This window comes from Parasphingopyxis sp. (genome assembly GCF_028279465.1).
Classification (GTDB): domain Bacteria; phylum Pseudomonadota; class Alphaproteobacteria; order Sphingomonadales; family Sphingomonadaceae; genus Parasphingopyxis.
Window position 1 is genome coordinate 41,693 of record NZ_JANQNS010000014.1, and the last position, 25,858, is coordinate 67,550.

General features: G+C 54.6%; 26 protein-coding genes and 1 tRNA gene. 16 read left to right on the forward strand and 11 right to left on the reverse strand.

The features are described from left to right. Positions 1–13: 13 nt before the first annotated feature. The 8 genes from mreC to Q0974_RS08295 all read left to right on the forward strand — a co-directional run bounded on the left by mreC (position 14) and on the right by Q0974_RS08295 (position 7,533). Positions 14–934 carry a rod shape-determining protein MreC gene (gene mreC / locus Q0974_RS08260; RefSeq protein ID WP_299326350.1) on the forward strand — a complete coding sequence of 307 codons (921 nt, stop codon included), beginning with the start codon at positions 14–16 and terminating at the stop codon, positions 932–934. Then, entirely contained in the window at positions 931–1,446 is a 516-nt protein-coding gene (locus Q0974_RS08265; RefSeq protein ID WP_299326355.1) for a rod shape-determining protein MreD, read from the forward strand. The genes mreC and Q0974_RS08265 overlap by 4 nt, the downstream gene beginning before the upstream one ends. After that, complete coding sequence (mrdA, locus tag Q0974_RS08270; RefSeq protein WP_299326357.1) at positions 1,443–3,416, forward strand: penicillin-binding protein 2; 1,974 nt, start codon at positions 1,443–1,445, stop codon at positions 3,414–3,416. Before Q0974_RS08265 ends, mrdA begins: the two co-directional genes overlap by 4 nt. Continuing rightward, positions 3,416–4,531: a rod shape-determining protein RodA gene (rodA, locus tag Q0974_RS08275; protein ID WP_299326857.1), complete on the forward strand. Its 1,116-nt coding sequence runs from the start codon at positions 3,416–3,418 to the stop codon at positions 4,529–4,531. The genes mrdA and rodA overlap by 1 nt, the downstream gene beginning before the upstream one ends. A 95-nt stretch (positions 4,532–4,626) precedes the next feature. Then, positions 4,627–4,702: transfer RNA gene (locus Q0974_RS08280), tRNA-Lys, on the forward strand. A 115-nt stretch (positions 4,703–4,817) separates the two neighbouring features. Beyond that, positions 4,818–5,951: a site-specific integrase gene (locus tag Q0974_RS08285; protein WP_299326359.1), complete on the forward strand. Its 1,134-nt coding sequence runs from the start codon at positions 4,818–4,820 to the stop codon at positions 5,949–5,951. A 92-nt stretch (positions 5,952–6,043) separates the two neighbouring features. After that, a complete protein-coding gene (locus Q0974_RS08290) occupies positions 6,044–6,988 on the forward strand; it encodes a hypothetical protein (RefSeq protein WP_299326361.1) in 945 nt (314 codons plus the stop codon). Continuing rightward, a complete protein-coding gene (locus Q0974_RS08295; RefSeq protein WP_299326364.1) occupies positions 6,985–7,533 on the forward strand; it encodes a hypothetical protein in 549 nt (182 codons plus the stop codon). The genes Q0974_RS08290 and Q0974_RS08295 overlap by 4 nt, the downstream gene beginning before the upstream one ends. On the opposite strand, the gene Q0974_RS08300 is transcribed toward Q0974_RS08295, so the two are convergent. From Q0974_RS08300 to Q0974_RS08310, 3 genes are read right to left on the reverse strand one after another with little or no spacing between them, the layout of a single operon-like run. Then, a complete protein-coding gene (locus Q0974_RS08300; protein WP_299326367.1) occupies positions 7,530–8,120 on the reverse strand; it encodes an SOS response-associated peptidase family protein in 591 nt (196 codons plus the stop codon). The genes Q0974_RS08295 and Q0974_RS08300 overlap by 4 nt on opposite strands. Continuing rightward, positions 8,120–9,802 (reverse strand): DUF87 domain-containing protein, encoded by a 1,683-nt coding sequence (locus tag Q0974_RS08305; RefSeq protein WP_299326370.1) that lies wholly within the window; start codon positions 9,800–9,802, stop codon positions 8,120–8,122. The genes Q0974_RS08300 and Q0974_RS08305 overlap by 1 nt, the downstream gene beginning before the upstream one ends. 2 nt (positions 9,803–9,804) lie before the next feature. Beyond that, positions 9,805–10,455, reverse strand: a complete 651-nt coding sequence (locus Q0974_RS08310; RefSeq protein ID WP_299326373.1) for a hypothetical protein — start codon at positions 10,453–10,455, stop codon at positions 9,805–9,807. A 139-nt stretch (positions 10,456–10,594) separates the two neighbouring features. Between Q0974_RS08310 and Q0974_RS08315 the strand changes: the two genes are divergently transcribed. After that, complete coding sequence (locus Q0974_RS08315; RefSeq protein ID WP_299326376.1) at positions 10,595–10,993, forward strand: hypothetical protein; 399 nt, start codon at positions 10,595–10,597, stop codon at positions 10,991–10,993. Positions 10,994–11,049: 56 nt separating this feature from the next. On the opposite strand, the gene Q0974_RS08320 is transcribed toward Q0974_RS08315, so the two are convergent. Then, on the reverse strand, positions 11,050–11,832 hold the full coding sequence (locus tag Q0974_RS08320) for a hypothetical protein (protein WP_299326378.1): 783 nt from the start codon (positions 11,830–11,832) through the stop codon (positions 11,050–11,052). A 114-nt stretch (positions 11,833–11,946) separates the two neighbouring features. Here Q0974_RS08320 and Q0974_RS08325 point away from each other — a divergent pair, with 114 nt between their 5' ends. Continuing rightward, entirely contained in the window at positions 11,947–12,294 is a 348-nt protein-coding gene (locus Q0974_RS08325; RefSeq protein ID WP_299326381.1) for a helix-turn-helix transcriptional regulator, read from the forward strand. Positions 12,295–12,321: 27 nt separating this feature from the next. On the opposite strand, the gene Q0974_RS08330 is transcribed toward Q0974_RS08325, so the two are convergent. Next, on the reverse strand, positions 12,322–12,804 hold the full coding sequence (locus Q0974_RS08330) for a hypothetical protein (protein WP_299326383.1): 483 nt from the start codon (positions 12,802–12,804) through the stop codon (positions 12,322–12,324). Beyond that, positions 12,791–13,144, reverse strand: a complete 354-nt coding sequence (locus Q0974_RS08335; protein ID WP_299326386.1) for a helix-turn-helix transcriptional regulator — start codon at positions 13,142–13,144, stop codon at positions 12,791–12,793. Before Q0974_RS08335 ends, Q0974_RS08330 begins: the two co-directional genes overlap by 14 nt. Positions 13,145–13,428: 284 nt before the next feature. Between Q0974_RS08335 and Q0974_RS08340 the strand changes: the two genes are divergently transcribed. The 3 genes from Q0974_RS08340 (at position 13,429) to Q0974_RS08350 (ending at position 16,590) form a co-directional block, all read left to right on the forward strand. Then, positions 13,429–14,592 (forward strand): DUF87 domain-containing protein, encoded by a 1,164-nt coding sequence (locus tag Q0974_RS08340; RefSeq protein ID WP_299326389.1) that lies wholly within the window; start codon positions 13,429–13,431, stop codon positions 14,590–14,592. 86 nt (positions 14,593–14,678) lie between these two features. Then, positions 14,679–14,894, forward strand: coding sequence for a hypothetical protein (locus tag Q0974_RS08345; RefSeq protein ID WP_299326391.1), 216 nt, complete (start codon positions 14,679–14,681; stop codon positions 14,892–14,894). Beyond that, complete coding sequence (locus Q0974_RS08350; protein ID WP_299326394.1) at positions 14,848–16,590, forward strand: recombinase family protein; 1,743 nt, start codon at positions 14,848–14,850, stop codon at positions 16,588–16,590. The genes Q0974_RS08345 and Q0974_RS08350 overlap by 47 nt, the downstream gene beginning before the upstream one ends. A 10-nt stretch (positions 16,591–16,600) precedes the next feature. On the opposite strand, the gene Q0974_RS08355 is transcribed toward Q0974_RS08350, so the two are convergent. Beyond that, positions 16,601–17,827 carry a Shedu immune nuclease family protein gene (locus tag Q0974_RS08355; protein WP_299326397.1) on the reverse strand — a complete coding sequence of 409 codons (1,227 nt, stop codon included), beginning with the start codon at positions 17,825–17,827 and terminating at the stop codon, positions 16,601–16,603. A 163-nt stretch (positions 17,828–17,990) separates the two neighbouring features. After that, on the reverse strand, positions 17,991–19,259 hold the full coding sequence (locus Q0974_RS08360; RefSeq protein WP_299326400.1) for a hypothetical protein: 1,269 nt from the start codon (positions 19,257–19,259) through the stop codon (positions 17,991–17,993). Positions 19,260–19,384: 125 nt separating this feature from the next. Between Q0974_RS08360 and Q0974_RS08365 the strand changes: the two genes are divergently transcribed. Beyond that, positions 19,385–19,795, forward strand: a complete 411-nt coding sequence (locus Q0974_RS08365; RefSeq protein ID WP_299326403.1) for a hypothetical protein — start codon at positions 19,385–19,387, stop codon at positions 19,793–19,795. 135 nt (positions 19,796–19,930) lie between these two features. On the opposite strand, the gene Q0974_RS08370 is transcribed toward Q0974_RS08365, so the two are convergent. The 3 genes from Q0974_RS08370 to Q0974_RS08380 form a co-directional block, all read right to left on the reverse strand. Beyond that, complete coding sequence (locus Q0974_RS08370) at positions 19,931–20,146, reverse strand: hypothetical protein (RefSeq protein WP_299326406.1); 216 nt, start codon at positions 20,144–20,146, stop codon at positions 19,931–19,933. 301 nt (positions 20,147–20,447) lie between these two features. Then, positions 20,448–21,374: a replication-relaxation family protein gene (locus tag Q0974_RS08375; protein WP_299326408.1), complete on the reverse strand. Its 927-nt coding sequence runs from the start codon at positions 21,372–21,374 to the stop codon at positions 20,448–20,450. A 168-nt stretch (positions 21,375–21,542) separates the two neighbouring features. Further along, positions 21,543–22,622 (reverse strand): hypothetical protein, encoded by a 1,080-nt coding sequence (locus Q0974_RS08380; RefSeq protein WP_299326410.1) that lies wholly within the window; start codon positions 22,620–22,622, stop codon positions 21,543–21,545. A 98-nt stretch (positions 22,623–22,720) separates the two neighbouring features. Between Q0974_RS08380 and Q0974_RS08385 the strand changes: the two genes are divergently transcribed. Then, positions 22,721–24,244 (forward strand): PIN domain-containing protein, encoded by a 1,524-nt coding sequence (locus Q0974_RS08385; RefSeq protein ID WP_299326413.1) that lies wholly within the window; start codon positions 22,721–22,723, stop codon positions 24,242–24,244. Between the two features lie 88 nt (positions 24,245–24,332). Further along, on the forward strand, positions 24,333–25,196 hold the full coding sequence (locus Q0974_RS08390; protein WP_299326415.1) for a hypothetical protein: 864 nt from the start codon (positions 24,333–24,335) through the stop codon (positions 25,194–25,196). Positions 25,197–25,858: the final 662 nt, after the last annotated feature.

Below are 25,858 nucleotides of genomic sequence, written 5' to 3' on the forward strand. Positions count from 1 at the left end.
AGGGAGACGGCCAGTGGCCTCACAAGGATCGAAGCGCCCCGGTTTTTCCCGCCGCGCGCGCTTCGGCCTGTTCGCCGGTTATGTGGTTGCCATCACGGGCGCGCTTGTCGGCGCAGGGCTTATCATTGTCGCGATATTCGATCCGCAAGGCTTCGCCTCGATCCGCGGAGCGGTGAGCAGCGCGACGGCGCCCGTTTCCGCCTCCGGACGCGGCGCAGTGCAGAGCGGCGGGAGAATCGACGATTATATTGCGAATTGGTGGAACGCCGGGCGGCAAAATGCGGAACTGCGGGCCGAACTCGATATCGCCCGGCGGCAGCTTATCGAGGCGCGCGCGACGGATTTGGAAAACCGCCGCCTGCGTCAACTCGTCAACCTGATCGAGGGCGAGAGCGAAATCATCGTCACGGCCCGGCTCGTCAATTCCAGCCTGACCAGCGCCCGGCGCACGGCGACCCTGTTCGCCGGCCGCAATCAGGGAGTCCGCTCGGGCCAGCCGGTGAGCGCCGCCGATGGCCTGGTCGGGCGCATCATCGATAGCGGCCCCTCCGCGTCGCGCGTGTTGCTGCTGACCGATCGCTCCAATATCGTCCCTGTCCGGCTGACGCGAGACGGAACGCCTGCCTTCACAACGGGCCGCGGCGACGGACAGATTGAAGTGCGCGCCCTCGAAGCGGGCCGAAGCCCGTTCGAAGAAGGCGATGTCCTCATCACCAGCGGCACCGGCGGCATCTACCCGCCCAATGTACCGGTCGCCGTGATCGTCGAGGTGTTCGGTGACTCCGCCATGGCCACGCCGCTCGCCAACCCGGCATCGCTCGATTTCGCGATTGTGCAGCCCGCCTATGAGCCGGTTGTCGAAGAGGATGACGCGGCAGAAAGCGACGAAGAGGCGGAGACGGCGGCTGCGCCCGGATTTTCGGAAATGCCATGAGCCGGTTACGCGCGGCAGACGAGAATATCGCGGTAATCCGGGCGCAGCTGAGCCTGATACCGGCGGCCAGCGTCATCGCCGGCTCGCTGATTTGCCTGATGCCGATCGTCGCCCAGGCGCCGCTTTTGCCGCCTTTCGCTTTGATGATCTTTCTCGCCTGGCGCTTTCTGCGGCCCGAAATCTGGCCGATCTGGGCGGGCTTGCCCTTCGGTCTTTTCGACGATCTTCTCTCCGGCAATCCGATCGGAAGCGGCATGCTGCTCTGGACGGCGATCCTACTCGCGCTCGACTTCGCTGAGAACCGGGCGATGTGGCGCGACTATTGGATCGACTGGCTGGTCGCGACAGGCGCGCTGACTTCCTATATCATCGGCACCATGGTGTTGAACGCGTTGACAGGCGGTGGCTGGATATTCTGGCCGCTGCTGCCACAAATTGCTGCGACGATATTGCTCTTTCCGCTTGCCTTGCGCCTGTGCGCGCGGCTCGACCGGCGGAGGCTGATGCTATGAAACGCCGCCGCCCGTCGCTGTCGATCAACGACAATATGCGCAAGACCATGTATTCGCGGCGCGCGATCATATTGGGCGGCGCACAGCTCGGTGTCGCCGGGCTGCTCGGTGCGCGGATGGCCTGGATATCGATCGCCGAGAATGAGCAATGGCAATTGCTGTCCGAAAGCAATCGCGTTCAGCTCAGCCTGATCCCGCCGCGCCGGGGCTGGATCGTCGACCGGGACGGCCAGCCCATCGCGATGAACCGGTCCGATTTCCGCGTCGACCTGATCCCGGACCGGCTGCATGACCGCGAACCCGTGCTCGCTGCGCTGACCGAGCTGCTCGATCTGCCAAGCGATGAGATCGCCCGCATCAATGAAGAGCTCGATACGGTTCCGGGCGCGCAACCCGTCCAAGTCGCGGCCGGGCTGGAATGGGAGCAGTTCGCCGCCGTTAACGTCCGGCTGCCCGAACTGCCGGGCGTCGCGCCGGTGCAGGGCTTTGCGCGTTACTATCCGGCAGGCGCGGCTGTCGGTCATCTGGTCGGCTATGTCGGCGCACCGACCCGCGAACAATATCTGGAGGAAGACGAGGACCCCCTGCTCCTCTTCCCGGGCTTCAAGGTGGGTAAGGACGGCCTGGAAAAGACATTCGAGGACAGTTTGCGCGGCGAACCGGGCGCGCGCCGCGCCGAGGTTACCGCGCGCGGTCAGCTTGTCCGCGAACTCGATACCCGACCCGATCGTCCCGGCGAAACGCTCCAGCTGACGGTGGATGCGGGCCTGCAGGAATATATCGGGCGCAGGCTCGGCAATGAATCGGGTGCGGCCATCGTCATGAACTGCCAGACTGGCGATGTGCTGGCGATGGCGAGCATGCCTTGCTTCGATCCCAATAGTTTTTCCGATGGGATCAGTCATCCAGAATATAACATGCTGTCCGAGGACGAGCGCGTGCCGCTGCGCAACAAATCGTTGCTCGGCATGTATCCGCCCGGATCGACCTTCAAGCCTGCGGCAGCCCTTGCGTTGTTGGAAGCCGGGGTAGATCCGGAGGAAAGCATCTACTGCGATGGCGGCTATACACTTGGCAATCGCCGCTTTCGCTGCCTTGGCGTGCATGGGTGGGTGAACATGCACCAAGCCATAGCGCGCAGTTGCAATACCTATTTCTATGCGATGAGTCGGCGTGTTGGCATCCAAAGGATCGCAGAGGCCGCCCGCAGATTGGGTCTCGGCGCAGAATATCCGATTCCCGTCGCCAACCAGAATTATGGCACGGTGCCCGATGATGAATGGATCGTAGGTCGGCACAATCGCGAATGGACCGAGGCCGACACGCTCAACACGTCTATCGGTCAGGGCTATCTGTTGACGACGCCGCTGCAGCTGACCGTCATGTCCGCGCGGATTGCATCGGGACGCGATGTAAATCCCCGCTTCCTGCAGAATGACCGCGGACTGGCCAACCGCCTCACCGGTGTTTCGGCGGAAAATCTGCAGCTCGTCCGCGCCGCCATGGACGAGGTCGTAAATGGTGCGGGCACCGCGCCCCGTGCGCGCCTGCCGCTCGACGATGTGCGGCTCGCCGGCAAGACGGGCACGGCGCAGGTCGTCAACCTCTCGGCCGGACGCGGCGGGCGCGGTGTACCCTGGCGGTTCCGCGATCACGGCCTGTTCGTGTCCTTCGCGCCGGCCGACGATCCGCTCTACGCCTGCGCCGTCGTTGTCGAACACGGCATGTCGGGCGGCCGGGCGGCCTCACCCGTCGCGCGCGACGCGATCACCTATCTCTACGATCCAGACCGGGCGATGGAAGAGCTGGAGCGGCTGGAAGAGGGCTGGGGCGGCGATATCTTCACCCGGATGGCGCGGCAGGAAGCCGAATATCGCCGCGACCAGGGGCTGGCGCCGCGCGAGGGACTGCCGATCGTCCCCGCGCGCACCAACAGCGAAGACGAGGATGGCGGGTGGCAGACTACCTGATGGCGTCCAATCCCGACTCCCTCGTCCCTGAACCGCTGGCCCAGCTGCCCTGGCGGCTGATCTTGCTGGTGCTTGCCATATTCGGCCTAGGCCTTGCGGTCCTCTACTCCGCGGCCGGCGGCGATCTCCAGCCATGGGCCTCGAACCACGCTATTCGGTTTGCTCTGTTCTTCGCTTTTGCGATCATCTTGTCACGCTTCCGCGAGGAGCATTGGAAATTCTTCGCCTTCCCGCTCTACGGCGCAACATTGCTCGGGCTGCTGGGCGTCGAGATCATGGGCCAGGTCAGCGGCGGCAGCCAGCGCTGGCTCGACCTCGGCTTCATGCGCATCCAGCCGTCCGAAATCATGAAACCGGTGCTGATCCTGGCGCTCGCGAAATTCTACGACACGCTCCCTTCGGGCGAGCTTCGCCGTTTTATAGCAATATGGCCGGCGCTGCTTATCATCGGCATGCCCGCCGCGCTTGTCGTTATCCAGCCCGATCTCGGTACGACGCTAGTGCTGGTCGCTGCTGGGGTGACCGTCATGTTTCTGGCAGGTCTTCCGATGCGGATTTTCGTCGGCGGCGCGCTCGCCATGGCGGCGGCGATCCCCCTCGCCTTCCAGTTTCTACTGCAACCCTACCAACAGAATCGCGTGCTGACGTTCCTCAACCCCGAAAATGATCCACTCGGGACGGGCTATCATATCACCCAATCCAAGATCGCAATCGGATCGGGAGGATTGTTTGGCAAAGGCTTTTTGAACGGCACGCAGAGCCACCTCGCCTATCTGCCCGAAGGCCATACGGATTTCGTCTTCGCGACGATGGCCGAGGAATTCGGACTGCTTGGCGGGCTATTGCTCATACTCGGCTTCGCGCTGCTGATCCGCTGGGGGATCCGGGTCGGCCGCCGCTCGGAATCGACCTTCGCCAAACTGACCGCAGCGGGCCTCGCGACCACCATCTTCTTCTATTTCGCGATCAACCTGATGATGGTGATGGGTCTCGCGCCGGTGGTCGGCATTCCGCTGCCGCTCGTATCCTATGGCGGGTCGGCGATGCTGACTGTGCTGATCTGTATCGGCATATTGATGTCGATCGATCGCGAGAACCGGATGCGCCGCCGCTGATCGGGTACAGCTTCGCGCTTGCGGAAAGATAATCCCCATGCTAACCGCCCCGCCTTCCCGACAGGCAGAGGCCGTGCGGGACGCCGAAACGGTATGGACGCATAGCTCAGTTGGCAGAGCAGCTGACTCTTAATCAGCGGGTCCCAGGTTCGAGCCCTGGTGCGTCCACCATTTTCTCCCATATTTTCAATTAATTATGGCACTCGTTTGACAGCCGGATAGGCTGGAAATACCCTTACACACTCCTTTCACACTCTTGCATACAAAGGGGTGGCAGTAAGTCTCAGTGACCAAACACACGATCCTCGGTGGGAAAGTTCATCTCTATCAGCGCGAGCGCAGCAGCCGTTGGCAATGCTCGACCTACCTCAACGGCAAAAATCATCGTGCCAGTACGAAAGAGGACAGCTTGGCTCGCGCCAAGGACTTTGCGGAAGATTGGTATTTAGAGTTACGCGGCAAGCAACATCGCGGGGAACTGACCAACGAAAAGACCTTCCGCGACGCGGCCAAAAAGTTCGTCGCCGAATCGGCCGCCATTCTGGCGGAAGAACGAAGCCATAAATGGCTTAGGGATCACGAAAGTCGAATACGGCTACACCTCAATCCGTATTTCGGGAAAGAACCGTTATCAGAGGTGACGTCCGGCAAGGTACAGGACTATCGAGCGCACCGCTTGCAGTCTGATCGCCCACCGTCGCGGAGCACCTTACACTCGGAAATCGTCACGTTGCGGCAAGTTATGAAAACCGCGCAGCGGCACGGTTGGATTAAACACCTGCCTGATTTTTCCGCCCCTTATAAAACCAATGGAAAAATCACCCATCGCGGTTGGTTTTCACATGACGAGTACAAGCAGCTCTACGAAGCCACGCGCAAATATGCGCGGGAGCAGCGAGGCAAGCAACATCAATGGAATGCCGAGCAACTGCACGACAAAGTGCTGTTCTTAGCTAACACCGGTATTCGCCCTGATGAGGCCAACGGCCTGCAATACCGTGATGTCGAGATCGTCGTAGATGACGCCACCGGCGAGACGATCCTCGAAATAGAAGTGCGCGGCAAGCGCGGCGTGGGATATTGTAAAAGCACCACCGGCGCTGTTCGTCCCTTTGAACGGATGGTTGAACGCAACCAACCGGAACCGACCGACCGTCTCTTTCCGGTAGATCACAAGAAGAAGTTCAACCAAATTCTCGATGAGTTAGGATTGAAGATTGACCGGCTCGGCAACCGCCGCACGCTCTACTCGCTACGCCACAGCTACATATCTTTCCGGTTGCTCGAAGGCGCAGACATCTATCAGATTGCCAAGAACTGCCGCACGAGTGTCGAGATGATCGAGAAGCACTATGCAGTGCACCTCAAGAATAGTCTGGATGCAGCGGCGATAAACGTGCGCCGAAGCCGAAATGAATAAGCCTAAATTGCCCTGATTGATCTATTGAACTCAGTTCGGTTCTATTGGCGCTGTCTGCTGGATTTTGCGAGAAATTCGGTTAGTTATTACCAATGGATTGGGGGCAGTGGGACAATAAGCGTGTTGCCAAGATGCTGGCCGGCGTAGCGGTCTTGCTGCTGATCATGTATTGGTATCGGCTAGCAAACGTGGGCGAATTCCACCTTTCTATCGGAGAATGGGAAGAAATCGAAACAGCCGGTTGGATGGAAAGCCATCAGACGATCATTGCGCCAAACCAGCCAGTTACTGTAACCTTCGGACTTCAACGCCGGTACAATTTTGGCACCGTATTGTCCTACGAAGCAGAACACGGACCAGATTCCCTTTCAGTGCGGTCCGAGTTCTCCCCAACCGTGACACGCGACGGCGAGGGAAATTGGCAACCAATCAATTTCGAAGAGATCGTTCAAATCCAGGGGCGATCTACGCCCGGTTTTGTCAGGCTGACGTTCACGAGCGACCGCTTGCAGATGATCCGAACTGGCTTCGGTACGTATCGATACGGCATCAGCATACCCCCCTCGCACGGGTATCAAGAAAACCTGTGTTACGGCAGTCAATGCCAACCGCCGATCCAACGTCTATCGTCATTGGATTCTAGCGCAGATATAGTCGCCGGAGCTCGCTGGGGATTATTCTGGGCATTCTTGATCGGCGCACTCGCAGTCGTCGTCTACATCGGTCCGATAAAGGTATTGGTGACCGTGTTTCCGTCCGAAACAGTCCGAAGAGTCAGAGCTGGCCTTAACACTGGCAATGCTTTCTTCAGTCCAGCCAGCAATCCCATTAGGCGCGAACAAGACCTCGAAGAGCTGCAGCGTTTGCTAAACGAAGCTAAGGCCGAGAAGGATCGTTTGGCCGACATCGAGCAACGCCAGAAGGCCGAGCAATCGAAAGACGATGTCCTGATGGAAGAATATGAAGCTGCTGTCGCGAGGGTAACGGAACTCTCCGAAGAGGTTGAACGATCAATGCAAGAAAAGAGCGATCGATGAACGAAGCGTTGCTGCACCGGATTCAATTGCGCGCAGCGCAGATTTGCGGTGTTCTATTCCTTGTTACCGTGGCGCCTCTGCTTGCGGATTGGCTTCAGTCTGACGTCCAGTCGTTTCCCTTCCTTGTTAAGCTGCTTCTATTCCCAGTGATGATCGCCATACTCATCCTCTCATTCATATGCGTCTGGTATCTGAAACTCGTCTTCGCGTTCCTTCCATTCCTCGATACCGGAGACTATCTCTCAACGGTTCCTGTTCACGTCGCCGAACCGCACGCCGTATTCTGGTTCTTGATGCTCCTGTTAACTGGCGTTCCGGTCTTCATCCGGTTTCTCCTTCGCGTGAAAGCGGCATTGACCGCTAGATTCCAACAAGAACCGGATGAGTTTGGCTTTGACGATGAGTTTGGCCCGGACATGCCACGATCACCGTCGGCTCGACGCAAAGAGGTCCGGCGGGCGTCAATGGCCGCCGAGCTAGAAGAAACGCTCGCCGACATCAAATCCATGGAAGAGCGGATCAAAGCCCGAGAAGAAGGCGACTAGTCCACAATCGCCATGAGTTGTGATGGGAACGGTTGTTGGAAACTTGCTGCATCCTCGCCGCTCAGCCAACGGTCATAGTCATCAGGTTCGAGAACTACCGGCATCGCTTTGGGATGAATTGGCTTCACCAGCGGATTCGGCTCGCAGGTCAAAAACGCGAACACGTTTCCTACGACTTTGTCGGGACGCCAGATCCCAGCAAAAGCCGATATTTCTGCTTCGGTAACAGTGAACCACACCTCCTCGCGCCCGGCTTTCGGTTTCGGCTCGGCAAATTCTGTGAAAGGAACCAAACACCGATTTTCTGGGCTATTGATGATCCCCCGAAACAATGGGCTCTTGAGATTGCGCACATTAGTGGTGTTCATCTTCTTAGTGGTGCCGGGTCGCTTGCCCTTAGTCACCCACGGAAAACCCCAGTGCATCGTTTCCGCGACATTGCCCTCATCGGTTGCGCGAACCACCACCGCCTGTCTTTTGGGATAAACCTCTTCCGGTGGGTCATCATATCTGAAGTGACTTACGTACTCGCGCCAGCTTTCGACGGTTGCAAGAGCTTCCGGCAGGTTGCGAAAGTGATTGCACATCAGGAGCTATCAACATCCTCCCAACACGCGTCCGGGTCTAACGTATCGACGACGTCGCCGGTTAAGTGTGCCCGACGTTTCGATACGTCCCGCTGTACGTCCGCCGGCCGTTTGGCGCTTGGTTCACGACGGCGCACGGTGTCATAAAAGTATTGGTTTTGCTCAGCCGTTGGACGAGCCGGATGTACGTCAGCCGTGGCAAACTGGAGCGCAAGACGATCATCGGCTCGATAGGCAAATGCCTGTCGCTTTTGCAACAAACGAATGGCAACCGCTGCCTCATGTTTCAGCTCTTCGAGCGAATAGACACCCCCCGGCAAGTCTTCGAGGATCGGCACCAGCGCTTCATGCCACGACCGCGATTGAATCCGTGACGTGCCTGAATTGCTTGAATTGCTATCGCCGCTCGATTCCGTTTCGAACATCACCGGAATCGCATTTTCAATATCAAGGGCACTGGTGCCCGTCGCCACGCCGGACATCGAACCACTGGTTTCAGCTTCGAATTTACCGAACGCCTCACCCTCCGCTTCCAGCCATTCGCGACTGTAGCCAACGACGGTTGGCTTAATGAGCACCTCTTTGGGGCGCTCCAAATCGAATGTCTTGCCAAACAGCAATTCACCAAGCTCTCCGGTCGTTTCGCGATCTTCTTGGAGGAAAACAATTTTCGATTGGGCTCCGTTCATCACACCGTTGCGGATCGGGTGATTGGGACTATCACCGAGATGAGCCAATCGCTGGTGAGATAGAATATAATGCAAACCGTATTTGCGAGTTTGATCGAGGCCGTGAATCACGGTCTCATTCAGATACTCGCCGCATTCATCGATGTAGCAATAGAATGGCGCCTCCCCGGCGCGATCAACATCTCGCTGTTTTGCTGCCCGGAATAAGTCGGCCGTAATCAATGCCCCGACTGTCTGTGCCACCTGAGGCGGAACACGACCTTGATCGTTCAAATTCACCAAGATCACATCGCCACGATCCATGCATAGTTTGAAATCGATCACGTCTTCAGTTTGACCCAACATTTCCGCCACGCCGGGACTGCCTGTCAGAGCTCGCATGCGATTGGTGACAGCGCTGAAGATCGTGACGAACTCATTGGTCTTCAAAAAATCGAGTTCGTTCCACTTATCGATCAGCCCAGCGTCACCAGTCGCTTCGACTAGCCGCTGCCGCGTCTCGCGATGTTGGAGCGAGGTTAACAGCGGCGCTTCCATTAAGCTGAGTTTGTGAAAGGCGAGCGTCGTGAACACCATCTCAAGCAGGTTTGCGAGCGTCTTGTGACCAGTGCTTTCTTCGTCTCCCCAAACCTTCTGACAGCCCTCAATCATCGCTCCCACTCGGGCGGGGATGTATGGATCATCCAACGACAACGGATTGAAACCGATGGACCAATGACCGTCGGCCGGGTTTATTAGGTGGATTCGGCGCGTCCGGTGCCATTCGCCCGCCGATAGCCAGTCACACATATGCCGGTACACTTCGCCGTGCGGATCAATCAAACATACCCCAGCGCCGTTCTCGATGTCCTGGCGCATCATATGCTCGATCAGGTAGCTCTTGCCCTGACCCGACAATCCAATCAGATGCAGGTGGGTGTCTCGGGCCTTTTTGGACAGCGACACCGGGCCGTCGGCCCCTTGACCGAGCGAAACGCTGAAACCATCTCCCACCGCTAGAAGCTCAGCTCCGCTAGCTGTTTATCGATTTCCGCCAGCCGCGCCCTGAGATCGCGAATCTCGGCTTCCAGCGCTCGCTTAGTGGCAATGCTCGCCTCATCGTCCGCCGTGTTCAATTCTTCGACTTCGGCCGCCTTTGACTCGATAGCCAGTTCGACCTGTTCTTTCTCGGCTTCGAGTTCAGCTATATCGTCCTCGATCTTAGCTTTCTTCGCTGCCTTGATTTGCTTTTTCAGATTGATGTTCGCCAGTCGGGCCTCGTTCTTGCGTTGTTTCGCTTCTTCCGCGAGAGCTTCAAATTCTCCGGCGATCTGCTTGCCTTGAGCGACCGCCATCTTTCGTTCCGTTTTGGCTGTGGCTCGATCCGCCTTTACCCTTTCTCGGTCGCGCTTAATCTCTTCCTGTAAGTTCTTCGGATCATTCCTCGCCAAAGCACGAGCATAATCGGCCCTAGAATTTTCATAAGCAACGCCAAGTTCCCCCGCTCTGACCTGTTCCGATCGTCGCGCGTTCTTGGCTCGTTCAAGCTTCGCCGCCGACTCTTCGTGAAGACGCTCAACATAATTGCCTGCAATACTCCGCTTCTCGCGCACCGCAGGCGGTTTATTTGACTTAATTTCAATTGGACTGTTTTTCTTTTCGCTCACGATGCCCTCCGTCGCGAGCACACTATAACACCGGTCAAAATTTGCAATTTTTGCGATCTATGACATAATCAATCGCGAGGTTCCCGTGTGCCATCTGACCCACGAATAGTCGTCGGTCAGTAGCGCACAGGAACACAACATGTCCTTTCTTAACTTGAAAAGTGGCTCTCGCGGCACCCATACTGGCGATCCGTTCGACCGGCCATTTTGGGAACCCAGTCCTGAAACCCCCGAGCAGTCCGAACGACGGCTTCGCAGGGAGGCACTTCTGCGTGAAGCAACTGCTTTCTGGCAGGAGCAGCTAACAAAGCTCGCTGATCATCACGCCGCCGCCATCACCGAAACCGTGGGCGCAGTCCACAGTTTTAGCGAATGCGCGCTTGAGCAGAAGACCACTGAGCATAAACGCAAGCTCAAATTCGCCTATCGTCTCTTGCTGCAACAGAGCGACACGCGATGGGGCGTTGAAATCACTGATGATGCGCTTGAAGCGCTCTATCATGATGCTGACGATTTTCGTCTCGAAGCAGGCGTCTAACGCCACCCACACCGAACCCGGCACCACCATATGCCGGGTTCTTTTCCTACGTAGGTCTACAATTCGGGCCGTACGCCTGCCTCAATCGCGGCGCGACTCCTCGCCTCATTCATGGCCGCCATCCGGTTTCTAATATAACGGTTGAATGGTCGGCTTTCGATTTTGACTGACATTCGTCTAACAATCGGTGTCACCCTGTTTCTGGTACGAGCGACTATTCCAACGGCTATTTCCGCATCAAAATCAAATTCATCGATGGTCACACTTGCAGTTCCGGCATAGCGTCTGCCGTACTGGTTCGAACCTTGGTGTGAAACGCCATACGTCGAAACGACACTGTCAATCGCATTTTGCAATGGGATCACTTCGTCGCGATACTCTACTTCGCGCCGAATTCTCCACACGCGCGGAATTGCTCCTCCAACAAGATAAAATCGAATTCGCTCGCGAGTTGTGCCGAGCCGTTTCTCACCATAAATTTGGCTTCTCATTGCATTCAGGCGCGACCGATTGACGCGATATCCGCCCTCGCATTGAAACCACCTCATTACGTCGTCTTCCCATGCGCCGATGGTGATGCCTTGGACGGCAAGTTGGCCGGACGTCGCATTTCCACAACGGTCCCTTAGACTCATGGTCTCAATTTCCGCGTTATCGCCGGCTCGCTGCAGTTCGGTGGCCGCCAGTTCGCCCTCGCTCACCTGAGCGTCTTCTTCCAGCAGTCTAACAGATTCCGCCGCCACGCCTCCTTCGGAAGTTGGCTCAATCGGTGCGTCATTGTTGCAACCGGCGATTGGCAGACACAGGCTAGCAATCGCAATGTGTACCAAAGTTCTCATACTGATCACCCTCCCCAACTTCCAACTCGCAACACTCGAAAACGAGCCAATATAACTGTTTGGAATATATGACAATAGGAATTTAGCTGCGCCGGGGAAGGAAACCGGTGCCAAATGCGATTTGATTTGTACCAGCGGGAAAACTGGTTGCTTCGTAAGATTATGAAGCGCAAGCGCGAAGAGGCCGGCCTGCGTCAAAGCGATTTGGCCGAACAGACAAACCGCTCTCAGGCCTATATTTCAAAATTCGAAAATGGATCGCTTCGATTGGATGTTGTCGATTTTCTTGCCTTTTGCAGAGTTATCGGTTGCAATCCACACGATGTGATCGACGAAATGACCACCTTGATAACCAGCGGCGAGGACGTGAGGCTTCACAAGTCGTTTCCTGACCGAGTGGAAATCCTGACGTACGAAGAATATCGCGAGTTGGAGGCTTCACAGAAAAAAGGCAGCTCTTAGTGCTGCCTTTTTTTCGGCCCATACGGGCTACCGCTCGGTCGCCGCTGCGCGACCAATCGGCCCCTCCTTGACGCTCTCGGCTAAGGCGACAGCTTCAAAGACAACTGTCGCGCGAGGTTCATCATCAAATACCCGTCGCGGCTTTAGCTTGATCCGCGCTAAGTGGGGGTGGCGCTCGGCCAGCGCGGCCGCCTCTTTGTACTTGTTTCTATGTCTTTGCCGCCGCTCAATCGCGACGCTGAGCATAGGACTGTCATCAGCGACGTTTGTTAGCGTCGTGATGATCGCTTTGGTTCTTGCCCCTTTGCGCCGGGCTTGATCCGCGCGCTCCGTCACGATGACGTCAGGCTGCCAGCGTTTGATCATTCGCTTCGCAAATTTCTCGGCGAATGCGTGATCTATGCCCGCGTAGGTGGACATCTGCCAAAATAGCAATCGATTGCCCTCAAGATAGACAACCCCAACCCGCTTGCTTGCCGCGGCAAAGGCCAGAACGCTAAGCCTCGCCATTACGCTTGGTTAGGTCTGCAACCAGGCGCTTCTCTAGGCGTTTCAGCGTATTATCACGGGTAAATTTGTTGACGAGACCCTGCCTCGTCTCAGGCAGTGACGGCAGTTGTTGGAATAACTCCCGTTTCGCTGTCGGGAAGATCATCGCGTACAGGCTTTGGAAATTGCGTTGGAAGATGATCGCCAGCTTTGTGAGTTGGACAATCGATGGTAGCCGCTTTCCGGCTTCGAGCGCCGACACGTCCTTGATGCTCGTATCGAGCAGAATGGAAATGTCCTGTTGTGTCAGCGCGGCCCGCCGGCGCGCTACCCGCAGATCATGTGCGAACAGTGTTTTCATGTTTTGAATGCTTAAGCTGATAAAGCCCGCCCAGTTTAGAGCCCGGCTCCAGCGGGCAGTAGCGGGGCAATTCTATTTTTTCTTTAGAAGCCCACCACCATGACCACGAGGCCCGGCCGACCAACGGGACGGAACGGTAGAACCGTTCCGGCTTGTCTCCGGACCTCGTGGTCATGCTGCGTTAGTCTCAAGGTGTACGGACAGGATATGAAAACTCTGGCGCGTGAAGCTAGAGGGATAACCGCCCCCTAGTCCCTGATTGCTCCGGGTGAGACGATCATTGCATGTCTCTCCCACAACAGTCGGTTTCCCACATAGGGTTAGCCTATCATCGCTACGGCGATCGACCGTTCGGCATCAAACAAGCCGACCGACTGCATCACTGCTACCTCATCGGCCAGACCGGCACGGGGAAATCCACGCTACTCGCTAACCTTGCCCGGCAAGACGCTAACCATGGGCGCGGTCTGATCTTCGTCGATCCGCACGGCGATACGGCCGAGCGATTGTCTCGGTCGTTGTCGGTCGAGCACGTCTATTGGGACGTGGCCGACGAACACAGCCCCTACGGGTACAATCCGCTCGCCCGCGTCCCACGACACTTACGACCGCTGGTAGCGTCAGGCTTCATTGATGCGCTGAAGAAGCAGTGGGCCAATAGCTGGGGTGCTCGCATGGAGCATATGCTGCGCTACGCGGTCTTGGCCCTACTTGATTTACCGCACGCCGATATGCGCGACATTATCCGACTCTATCTCGAGAAGGATTTTCGGCGCGAGGTGATAGCCCGTGTTCGGGATCCCCAAGTCCGCGCGTTTTGGACGGTGGAAATTGCAAAGCTGAATTACGTGAGGACAATCGACGGGCTGCCCCCGATTACGAACAAGCTGGGTGCATTCTTGGCGAACCCAGTTGTTCGTAATGCGGTGTGCCAGCCCTCCCACCCCCTCCGGTTCCGCCGGGCTATGGATGAGGGGCAGATAATCATTATCAATCTGGCGAAGGGACGCACCGGAGCCGACATCGCCAACGTCCTCGGTGGGCTATTGATAAGCAATGTGATGAACGCTGCGTTTTCGCGGAGCGGACAGGCCGAAACGGAACGAAGGCCATTCTTTCTATATGCCGACGAATTCCACAATTTCACAACGGCTGTCTTTGCCGACATGCTGGCAGAGGCCCGCAAATATGCGCTTGGCGCTATTCTGTGCCAGCAACACACGGCGCAGACCGACAAGCCGATCCTAGACGCCATATTGGGGAATGTCGGAACGCTCCTGGCCTTGCGGCTAGGGGCGACTGACGCGCCGAAGATCGCTCGGCAACTAGGCGATCTTGATTCCAGCTTTCTCGTATCGCTGCCGAACTATCACGGCTTTGCGCAGCTTATGATTGACGGTCGAAAGTCCGCTCCATTCTCGTTCCAAACTCGGCCGCCGTTTCCATGATTGAAACTGTCGGTACAGGCTCAATCTCGAAGACATTAGAACTTCTCGCGAGCGCTGCTCATGATCTCTAACCAAAGCATGTTACTATGAAACACAAACGTAGATCGCTTCAAAAATCAGCTCGGGCCCCCTTTCCCAAAGAGACACTTGAAGCACTGGAACAGCTCGGTCTCGTGCTGCGAACGATCCATTTAGAAATGAAACGAGCGGGCTACGCCGTGATCGACGGCAAGCCCGTTAAGCTCACCGATAAAAATGAAGAATCGAAAAAAGACAGCGGAGCAAGTGCTTCGCGAAATTAGGCGTGGCAAGTATCAGGATTGCTACCTCAAGTACCAACGGAAGAGTTCTGACGAGGCAGACAGCCAAGTAAATTCCATTGAATATCAGGATGAAATCAATGGGCAGTTCATGGCGAAAGAGAACCTACCCATTGCCGACGTAACGCTTGAAGGCTTTTGCGAGAATGGCATTATCAACGAGCGCCATTCCGGCTTCAAGGAGGACGGCGAGATTTCCTTCTCCAAAGACGGAAAGGTGCAATACCACATCGACCGCCCAAAATTTTTGCAGGCAGCGCAGTTCCTTTCTGCTGGCTACTTCAAGGGTATCGTTTTTCTGTGTTGGGATCGCGCCAGTCGGAATGACGGTGACGATACTGTCCTCAAAAAACTAAAACGTAATCGCGTCGATATTCGGTTTGCGCTCGCCACATATGACAACAGCAGCGCAGGCGATCTGCACATGGATATTGACGGCATGTACGCTCGCTCACACTCCCGTATTACGAGCGAGAAAGTCAAAATTGCGATCCACCGCAACCGGAAAAATGGCCTTTGGACACATCGCGCTCCAGTTGGATATCTCAACCCTGGAACAATGGAGCACAAGCCAATCGACCCCGAACGAGGGCCGATCATCAAGGAACTATTCGAGCTGTACGCCACCGGCACCTACAGCCTGTCTGATCTCGCGCGGATCGCCAATGACAAGGGGCTGACAATACCGCCGCTCCGTACTCCGCGCACAAAAGAACAGATGCTGGCGCAAGAGGAGATCAGGCTACCGAAAAAGACCAAGCCGATCAGAACCAACTATGTCAGTCACATTCTTCGCAATCCGTTTTACACGGGTCGCGTACTCGATCCGGAACGAAACTGGATCATGAGCAACTGCCACGATCCGCTTGTCGATGATGAGACTTTCGCCCGTGTGCAAGAACTGCTCGGGAAACGTACCGTCAGCATTCACTACGAGAAACTGATAAACCACCCGCTGCGCGGCAAAGTGCGCTGCACCTCATGCAATCGAGTGTACACGCCATATACCAAAAAGGGCATTTTGTATTTCTATTCGCGCTGCGTTCCTGGCTGCACCAATCCGGTCAAAAGCTACAGCCTGACACAGATTACCGACGAAATTCGCAAGCGGATCGAAGGGCTGCAATTCTCGGACGAAGAATTGTCCGCAATCGAAGCGCAAATTGGAACCGAAATCGCATTGTTGGAAAAAAGGCGTGACGGTGAAATTCGAAGCTTCGAGGGCCGCAAAAAACAACTCCGCGAAGAACTGGCGTTCCTGCGCTCCAACAAACTCAGTCTGATAAAATCCGGGGCCTACTCAGCTGAGGAAATTGTCGAGCAGCAGAAAGAGCTGGAACGGAAGTATGATGACTTATTGGAAAAGGAGACCATTTCCGAACGAGCCATGCGGGATATGATGAAAGACGTAACCACCCTTTCAGAACTCCTAAAAGGCGTTGTGGGCTATTACGATTTTGCTGATCCGTACAAAAAAGAGGAGATCATTCAGATTATCTTTTCAGAACTCTATCTCTCGGAAAATGGGCTTGAATATAAGGTTCAAAAGGGATTTGAACCGTTTGCAGATCGAATATCTGCCATGGGCTCCCCCATGTCTTGGCTTTCAGAACATCTCCATGGCCGAGAGCAGATGCGATTGAGTATCGCTGCGCTTCGATCTCTGATCGAGGCGTAGCGGAAAGGCCTTACTTCTCGCCTTCAGCAAGCCGTCCTTCGAGATTTTTCAACCGTTCAAGGAACTCGTCGTAAAGAATGAGATCGATATTTTTGAGAGCGTCGCCAAGCAGTCGAAAATCATCTCTCATCTTCTCGTCGGTCAGTTGCTCGCTTCGACCAGCAATTATGAACCCTCGCGGGCGAACAACCTTGATCTCAAGATTGTGTCGTTTGCGCATCTCGTTGCAGAACGCGTCCGCATTTTGTTGCAAGCTGTTAATATAATTTTCCGTCTGCGAGATCGCTTTCGCAATCTCCGGATCCCAGAAATAGTTGTCACGGCTCTTATCATAACGGAGCAGTTGGGTCGTAGGCTTCTTTATCTCGAATATATCAAGGTAGCCGAACGTGTTTAGCAGCAGGAAATCTGGATATTTCCCACCTAACGACACGCTTAGCTTTTCAATCGACTTCACATAATTGGTATTGAACAGCAGAATGTATGTGCGGAGAAATTTCTGCCAATCATTCTCCGAAAGGTTGGCGCGTCCGATCTTGTTCTCAAACTCTTTGAGCACCTTTGAGAGATAAACCCGTTCCGTTCGGCTCTTGGTCTTCCCAGCCATATCGAGCAGCGCAATCGTGCGAACGCCGGTAGATTCCTTTTTGACAAACTTGGGATAGAACTCGGCCAGCGCTTCGACATCGGATTTCGACAGTGATTTTAGCACTTTCGGGTCGCGAAGAATCTCGGCCAATTGATCGCCCTGGTATTCCGGAACCAGCTCTGTCGTTGTTTTGAGCGACCGGAATGTGTTGGGGAATTGCGATTTGAGGAAGGCATTGGTGTTGTCGCCGATCTCATCGTTCCGCTCCTTCCGTATACGTCGAATCGTCTTTTGCAGAGTGTCGAACTGGTTGAAATTGATCGTGACTTTAGTTTTCGTTTTGAGCTTCTGGACACCGCTTTTTTTGATCTTATCAAAATGCAGTTCCAGCTTCTTTCCATATTTCTCGTGCAGGGCCTTTAGAACGGCATATCCAGTGGTGAAGCCGTAGCCGTCTCGGTAAAAACCGCTCGGCAATTTGTCGAACCCATGAAAGTAGATCACCGAAGCCAATTCATGTTGCTCAGTCCGACCCGTCGGTTCGTCAGGGACGTGCAGCCGATAAATTATCTTTCTTTGATCAGCGTAGATTTGCTGGACGACCTGACCGGTCTTCTCGCTCGTTACTATTTCTGGTCTTTTTGCCATGACTGAAATGGTACACGAACAGACAGTATTGCCAAAGCCACCAATCCCGTTTCCGCACGTGAACGGGGCCGGCCAAATTCCCCATGTCTCGACTTTCAGAACATATAGATCGCCGAGAATACATAAGATCGAATATCGAAACGCTTCAAAATCTGATTGCCCCCTAAGATCGACTGGCCTTCACAATATCCGTCGCGCTTTTGAGCACTGTTTCGAGAACGTGTTCGTTGACCGTGTTTTCGTCACTGCCCTCCAATTCACCGCGCTGGCCAAACAGCTTTTCGCTCAGCCTCTTCTTAAGTTCCGTTTGTTCTTCCGGCGACAATGACGCAATGAATGGGTCAATAGCTTTGACCTCCAGTGCCAACCACCTCGTTCGCTGCTCGCTAATACGATGCAGATTTGATTGCTTGGACGCATAGACGGCACCGAACAGCAAAACAGCAGCTACCGAAAGCGCTTTGAGCGCCTGTCCCCAGTAACTCAAATTCGAGCTATCGGTGGAATCGGCCACCGTCAGATAGGCGAAGATTGTCCAACCAGCAGTAGCAACGATGAAGAGGATTGAAGCCCAGCGCCAAAAGTTTGCTTGAACTTTTTCGTCCTTCGCATTCTTCATGTAGCCCGCCGAAACACTATCGCTCGCTACAATTTCGTGCAGCTCCAAAATTTCCTTGTGCTTTTGCTTGGCTTCATCGAGCAACCGTTGCGATTCGGTCGAAAACGATTTTTGCTTGCTCGCAAGCGCGGTCGATTGTGTTTCAATGAGTTCTCTGACCTGGGTTCGCGCGTCTTCTTCGTGCGCTTTTCGCCACTCCTCGTAGGCGCTATCCCGTTCGGTCTCACTCTCTTGGAACTGTCTCGAAAAATCAGAAACAATCTGATCGTTCTCTTCTCGCTTGTCGCGGATTTGCTGCGTCAATGCTTCAAGGTCGGATTCAAAAGACGTTTTCGCCTTGGCGAGTTTGCCTAGATCGCCTGCAAGCTCCTCTTTGCGCTCAGCTAGACTCTCAATAAACGAATCGACCGAACGTTCGACCGATTTTGTGAGCTTCTTGACGTCAGGTGGCAAAACCAAACCTTCAAGCTGCGCGAGTGTCGGCAGGTGGGACGCCATATGATTGTTCGCATTGGTTAGGTGGGCACCGTTCCCGTTGCTGGCGTACGATTCGAGTTCGTTCCAAACATTTTGGTGTCGAATTCCGTTGTTGATTCCGTCGAGGAAGCTAAACGGAAAGGTGTCGGGATCAATCTGAGAAATCGCGGCTTCGATCTTCTCCAAGATTTTCAAGAATCTCAGCTTCTCGCGCTCGGTTTCTGCCGTCACATCTTTGTGTTTTGCTTCCAGAAGCTCTTTTGCTTCGCGCAGGGTTTCATGGATTTGGTGATTTGTGAGTTGTTCTTGCCAGCGGTTCATGGTTTCATTTTCCATTGATTAGATTTTATCACCGTACACTTCTTTTTGCATGGCAGGGAGAGAGCAAGCCCGCGTCCGGACAACACTCTTGCAGCCGCAAACAACTCTTCCAATTTTGTTCCTGTTGTGTTCTTTTAGTCATGATGGGTCTATCGAAGCAACAGCTCACATTCAAGGCGCTCGTCGCTTTGACTGAGATTGTGGAACAAAGCCGCCAAAAACCAGTCTCGCCTTCCGCCGGACTGCGATTTATTTTGGCGTGGCTGTTCACGATGAGCGGCGTATCGGATCGCTCCGCTTACGATGAATTCTGGCGCGTAGTGCAAGACCCGATGGAGAACGCGTATAGCGATCACCATGCACGGTATATTCGGGGGACCAGCGCTCAGACGGCGCTTAACGTCATCGCCAGAAATGCGGGGATTGAACTAACATCAGATATGCTGTGTCAGATGTCGCAAGCTCGAATGACTCAGGCTGAGCGGGAGAAATATCGTCAATCAGCACATCACAGATTCTCTGAGCAGCGCAACAACCCACCGCATCCCTGAATCGGCGTTTATTTCTATATAGGATCAGGCAGGCCCCCGTGAGCGAGCGAAGCCTATCCTGCGCCCAAGACCAAACATTGAACGGCCCCGAGTTTACACCCCCGAGGCCGTCCAATCGCCGCATCAAAAAGCGGCTTACTTCTTGCTTCCACGGTTTCCGTCAAACAGATTTGACGAAACGGAAGAATCATATTCGTAGGCAGTTGTTGTGCCGTCATCGTGATGATCAGCTACCTCGACGCATTTTGACGAGGGAACAATGCTGCCGGTTTCTTCATACAGCCAGCTCGTCGTTCCGCTGTCATTCGTCACGCGATAGTGATTATCATCAACTCTACTCTTCGTGCCCATGCTGGGCCTCCTTTCTCGGTTAGCATTCAATGACAACCGACGGAGGCTACTTTCTTGACACAAATTCCCTTCCGTAATAGTCTATCTATAGTACTAGAACTGTGCCAAACAGTTTGCCTAGTCGGTCCCTCAGAATTTGACCGGTTAGGATTTGTTCTGGGGGACCATTTATTATAATGTGTTTGGGCCGCGTTTAGAAAACGCGGCTTTGTTTTTTGGCGTGAAGCGTTCCATTGGCGTGACGAGTCGTTGGAATCGTCATTTATCCTGAGCGCCGAACCGGCTTATTGCTTCCCGTAGGTTACACTAATGATCGGCGTTTCCCGTCGCCCGTAACCCAAATATCTGCCAGCGGCCCATTCGCCTCAAGCTCGGCTGTTGTCGTGTACCAGAACACGCCCTTAGGCGCGTCCGATACGACCCGGTCGCAAACCTCCCGCATTTTTGCGACCCGACCGCCCGCGCCGTTGACCACAAACAGCACCCGGAAATATCTGAAGCCATACAGTTCAGAGTGTAGCTTGCGCTTAAAGGCGTCGGCATAGCAGCGGTGCTTTTGAGCTATAGACGAGGCCAGACGATTAGCCTTGATGAAGTCCTCGCTACTGTTATCCCATTCAAGAAAGCACAGGCTTTGTTGCCGCCGACCGGATACGGTGCGGCCAATAACAAAGGTGTAGTCAGGGTCGGTCGCCCGATCGATCACGCGGCCTTGCTGCTTAACCCTTGTTGGCAACCGATACGGCTTGAGTTCAGCCGGCCAATCGCGCGACGCCAGCAATTCGTCTTGGTGCGTTAGATCGAGTTCGGCGCGCTCACTAATCGCCCGCTCAAAGTGGAGTACCGTATCGACGACGCCGATCTGGTGCACCAAGCGCTCAGCACTCTTGAGGTTATTAGCGGTGCGCCACCCCTTCCCTTTGGGAAACTCTGCACCGTCATGCTCAGCCAACCACTTCGCCCCGCGCTGACCCAGCGCATGGACGGTATGTCGTTTCTTGGCGTAGCCGAAGGCCGCCCGCTGTATAGCGGGCCGGTCAAGATAGTCGTGTGCCATAAGTTGGCGCAGCCGTTTATTGATCTTGTCACGGCTCTTAGAACCGCACAGCAATTGTGCCTGGTCGGTAGTGATGAAGCGGAAGCGGTGCACGGCTCTGATCCAGAGTTTATCACGCTCGGTTAGCCGGATGTTACCCGCGACTATCGGCTTTTGCAGTGCCCGGCTCATGCCATGTCAGCCTCTAGGATATGGCCCAAACCGAAACAAGACCTCGCCCCTGCGTCCCGCAGAGCGCCGATTAGCTCGCGCCCGTTGGCGAGTGTTTCAGGTTATCTTGATAAAGTTTCGGACTACGGGTCGCTCTTCAAGACCGACTCTTGATAGAGAAACACAAACCTACAGCTGTTCCACGTTGACGATATCGTCTTCGGTCAGGTGCGGCGTCTCCGTGCGATAGCCCGCGCGTTGCCGAACATCGCCCAATAGGTCGACGAGCCTCGCTACAGTTTCCCACGCATATTGAAGTGCGTCGATACTTTGGGAGACGATATTCTGATATTCTCGAATCGCAGCCTTGAACGCCCCAGCGTCGTCATAGTCGATCGACGAATCCAATATTTCCAAGATGCTACCATCATCGCCCAACAACGGATAATGCAGAGTGGGTATGTCTGGGATGTCACCAATATTTCGTTTCCGAGCTTCACAGAAGTGAAGGGCGTGACCGCGACCCACTGGGGCAACGTGAGTGATATGATTTCGGAGATCAGTTAGTTGCTTAATCCAGCCGCCATTTTGGCCTTCTGCAACGATTTCCGAAACCAACGGATCTTGGTTGTCGCGATTTCGCTTCAAAAAAGTTCCAAGCGTTCTAACTTCCTCGACTTCCCCTTGCACATCGCGCCAGACCAACTCAGCAATTAGGTCTCTCAAGGAGGCTGCGTCAGCTGCAAAAGCGTGAATCGCAGCATCAATATTCCGAACAAAGCCGTTTTCGAAGAAGGTTCCGTTTGGGTCACCCGCTCCCAAATGCCATGCGCGCAGACACCCATTGTATTCTCCGCTGAGCTGGAAGATTCTAACTGCCAAAAGATCGACATAGGTCTTCGCTCGAGCCGCACCGTCTGCGATTTCGGGATTGCGGTCTTGAATTGCTGCGTGTCGCACATCAGCCCAAGCATGTCGTTCCAAGCGCATCGAAAACTGACCGCTCGGCGCGGCACACTGCCAATCCGGTGTATCGAGGCCTTGATAGCTGTGGTCGTTCACAAATTCGGCGCCGACGGTTTCAAGCTTTAGCGCGCGAAGCGCGGCGTATAGCTTGGCGTAGTTTGGCACAGGAAATTCGCAAAATTTGCAGTCTCTCCCGGCTTGAACGAAAACTTTGCCCTGCCGGTCATCCACTGCTCGCAGACCTCCCAAGAGGTGAACAATTCTTGGCGGCATTGCTGACTCATCCAATTCAGTTAGTGCCATTTTTGCAGTCTACTCAATGGTTCTGGCAATCGAAGTTTCATATCCTATTTGGTCTGATGACGAGACGGAAGTGAATTGGTCGGAAACGGATTGCCAAAATGCCTAGCGAAGAAACAGACCAAACCACGTTGGCTGTCATCGCCGACACCAATCTCTTTTTGGAGTGCCAACCACTGGACGAGTTGCCGTGGTCAGAGCTTGGCGTTGATCACGTTCGGATTATTGTAACTCGGGCAGCTCAGCGCGAGCTCGACAATCACAAGAAGAACCGAAATGGCCGGACATTCAAAAAGGCTCTTAAGGCAGTCCAGTTACTTCGAACTCTGGTTACTGACGATGTAGACGAGCTGGTTATTCAAAAAGAAACCCCGCGTGTAACGCTGTCTCTTGCTCCATTGTTGAAGCCGGTCGGAGAAATCGTAGACAGTCTTGATCTAGCCGTGCCCGACGACGTGATTGTTGGTTGTGTGCCGGCGTATGCGACTCAGAATCCCACAGAGTCGGTAGTCTTGCTCACACACGACAGTGGCCCAATGGCAACCGCCAAAGCACTGAACATCGAGTACAAAGCCATTCCGGATCATTGGCTTCTGCCACCGCAAAACGATCCGGTTGCGCGGGAAAACATCCGTCTTCGGGACGAACTGAAGACACTACAACGGCAAGAGCCAGATTTTTCACTCGTGGCAATCGACAAAAACGGCGAAACTATTGAAGGGCTTGAAGCATCGATTGAAGTCTACGAAGAGCTGAGTGAAACTGAAATCGAAGAGTTGATCGAACGGCTAAAGACTTTGCATCCGCGAGTCACAGATTACGGTTCGCCAGAAACAACCCCAAAACCTGAACTGCCGGTTTCCTTCGCACCCTTCAGCGTTCTCACATTTGAGCCGGCTGACCCCAAACAGGTTCGGGATTACAATGATCGGAAGTATCCAGAGTGGATCGATAAGACTCGCATCAGCCTTCGAAGGCTTCATAGTGAGCTAAATCGTCGCACTGAGCGTCCTGCAATAGGGTTTAAGGCGCAAAATCATGGCATCAGACCAGCAAAAGGTTGTCTGATTCAGTTTGATTTCAATGGTCCGATATTCGGTTGTCTTCCCAAATCTGAGGGCGATGATACCGACGAAGCAGCATCCGAGAAGCCGCTCAGGCTACCACGGCCCCCGACAGCGCCAAGCGGTCGCTGGGTATCTCAAGAGCGCGGCGCACGACAGGCGATTGACAACTTGTTGTCAGGGCTGTCGCACCAAGATGTGGCCAGGCAAATTGATCGGGCACTCTATGCCGACCAAGTCACCGATCATATTGGGCCGCTGCTGCCACACATGCCAAAACCTCATAACCCGGACGGATTTTACTGGAAAGACGTTAAGCCAATTTCTCCGCAGGACACGGTAGCGCTAACATGCGACAACTGGCGACACGGTATCGATCCTGAGTTCTTCGATTTTGTCCTGTATGCTGATGGTGACGATCCACATGCTGAAGGAGCTGTGACCTGCGAAATACATGCAGAGAACGTCTCTTCGCCGGTCAAATTGACTGTTCCAGTAAGTCTGCATTTTGTGACAGTATCGACATTCGATAGCGCAATCGAGCTAATTGAGCGCCGGTAGTTAGCCCGCAACAAACCTAGTCACCGTAACGCCTCCCCAGTTTCCGCCAAGATTGACAAAGGGGACACAAACTCTGAACTATCACCAAGTGTCACAGTCACGGGATAGTAAACGAGGATCGCGCTGGCTCTCTTTTCTGTTCGGCCTTGGAGCCATCGGAGCGTTTGGGCTGGCTTGCTACTCAATTGTGCTGGATCGAACAGCGACCGCGGCAGTGGCGGCAGCGTTAAGTCTCGCGTTAATCGTTCTCGAAAAATTGCCGATTCTCGAAAGCTTCAAAGCCTTTTCAATGGAAGCGCGCTTCAACCGCCGGATTGAGGAGTTCGATCGGTTGTTTAACGATCTCCAGTTTAGCTTCCGCGCTTCCGCAAGATTCCAGTTCGCGCATATGGCTTGGATGAACAGGCTTGGCAGTATGAGTTGGGAATCTAAGCGGGACATGATCGCCGATCTTGATGCAGTGCTCGAACGATTAGAGATCGACGCCGATCAAGCTACGGCATTGAAAGGGCCATTTCTTTCCCTTCTGGCCTTCGACCTCTTCAATGTGTTTGACTCCGTTGTCGCCTCGAGAATGCGCAAACACCAGGCTCTGGCCAACGAGGCGCTGTCCCAATATCACGCTGGAAAACCAATAGATCCCTCGGACGACGAGTATCAAAGACTTCGAGGCGTTGCCCAAAGATACAGATTTCAAAACGTCGAATGGTCTAGCGACCCTTCGAACGACCCTCGCTTGGCCGATATGGCGACACTTACTCGTGATCGGCTTCAAGATATGCCGCTGCCGGACGAGGAAAAAGAGAAAATTGAGGCTGTTCGTAGAGAGGTAGTGACACTTGCGAACGATTGTTGGGAACAAGGGACGATAACACCCGATGCCCAACAATATCTCGACAAATACCGTGGGCAAAAAATGGAGCGAACGACTGAACTTTTCGGCGACGAATAACCAATGGTGGCGCATCGAAGCCTCCCTTTGCCCGGCCGGGCAAAGACCGCCACGATGGCCTGCCATCGTGCACCGCCATAGGCGGTATCTGAACCCCTCACCATGATGAGGGGTTCGCGCACCGGCGATTAGCCGTGCCGCAAAACTCTCTCCAGAATTGTTGCCTGCCGCTTTGCCCCATGAGCGCTGAGCCGTCAGGCGAAGGAAATCATGGCCCGGCAAATCGAGCGAGGCGACCAAACGGCCGCCGCCGGTGCGCCCTGCCCTAGCGCAATTCAGCTACCGTCATGGGGTGACGGAAGAACTGAATAGGCTAGGCGGACGTTTGGTCGCCTCGCGAGAGGCGGCAACAATTCTGGAAAACCTGTTTGTTTTCCGTAGGAAACCGAACAGGCTGGGGGGCGTTCCTAGGAACGACCTCTTCAAGACCCCCTACGGTAATAACCGTTGGGCTTCTATGCCGGGTAGTCTTGGACGGGTTGCATATCGTCTTCTGTGGATATTCACCGTCCAAAAATGACCGTCAACTTGCCCCTTACTTACACACTTTGTTTCACACTGTGTAAGTTGGATGATTTTAATCTCTTTATTTCAGATAGATGGAACAGGCCCTATCTGACTCTTAATCAGCGGGTCCCAGGTTCGAGCCTTGGTGCGCCCAC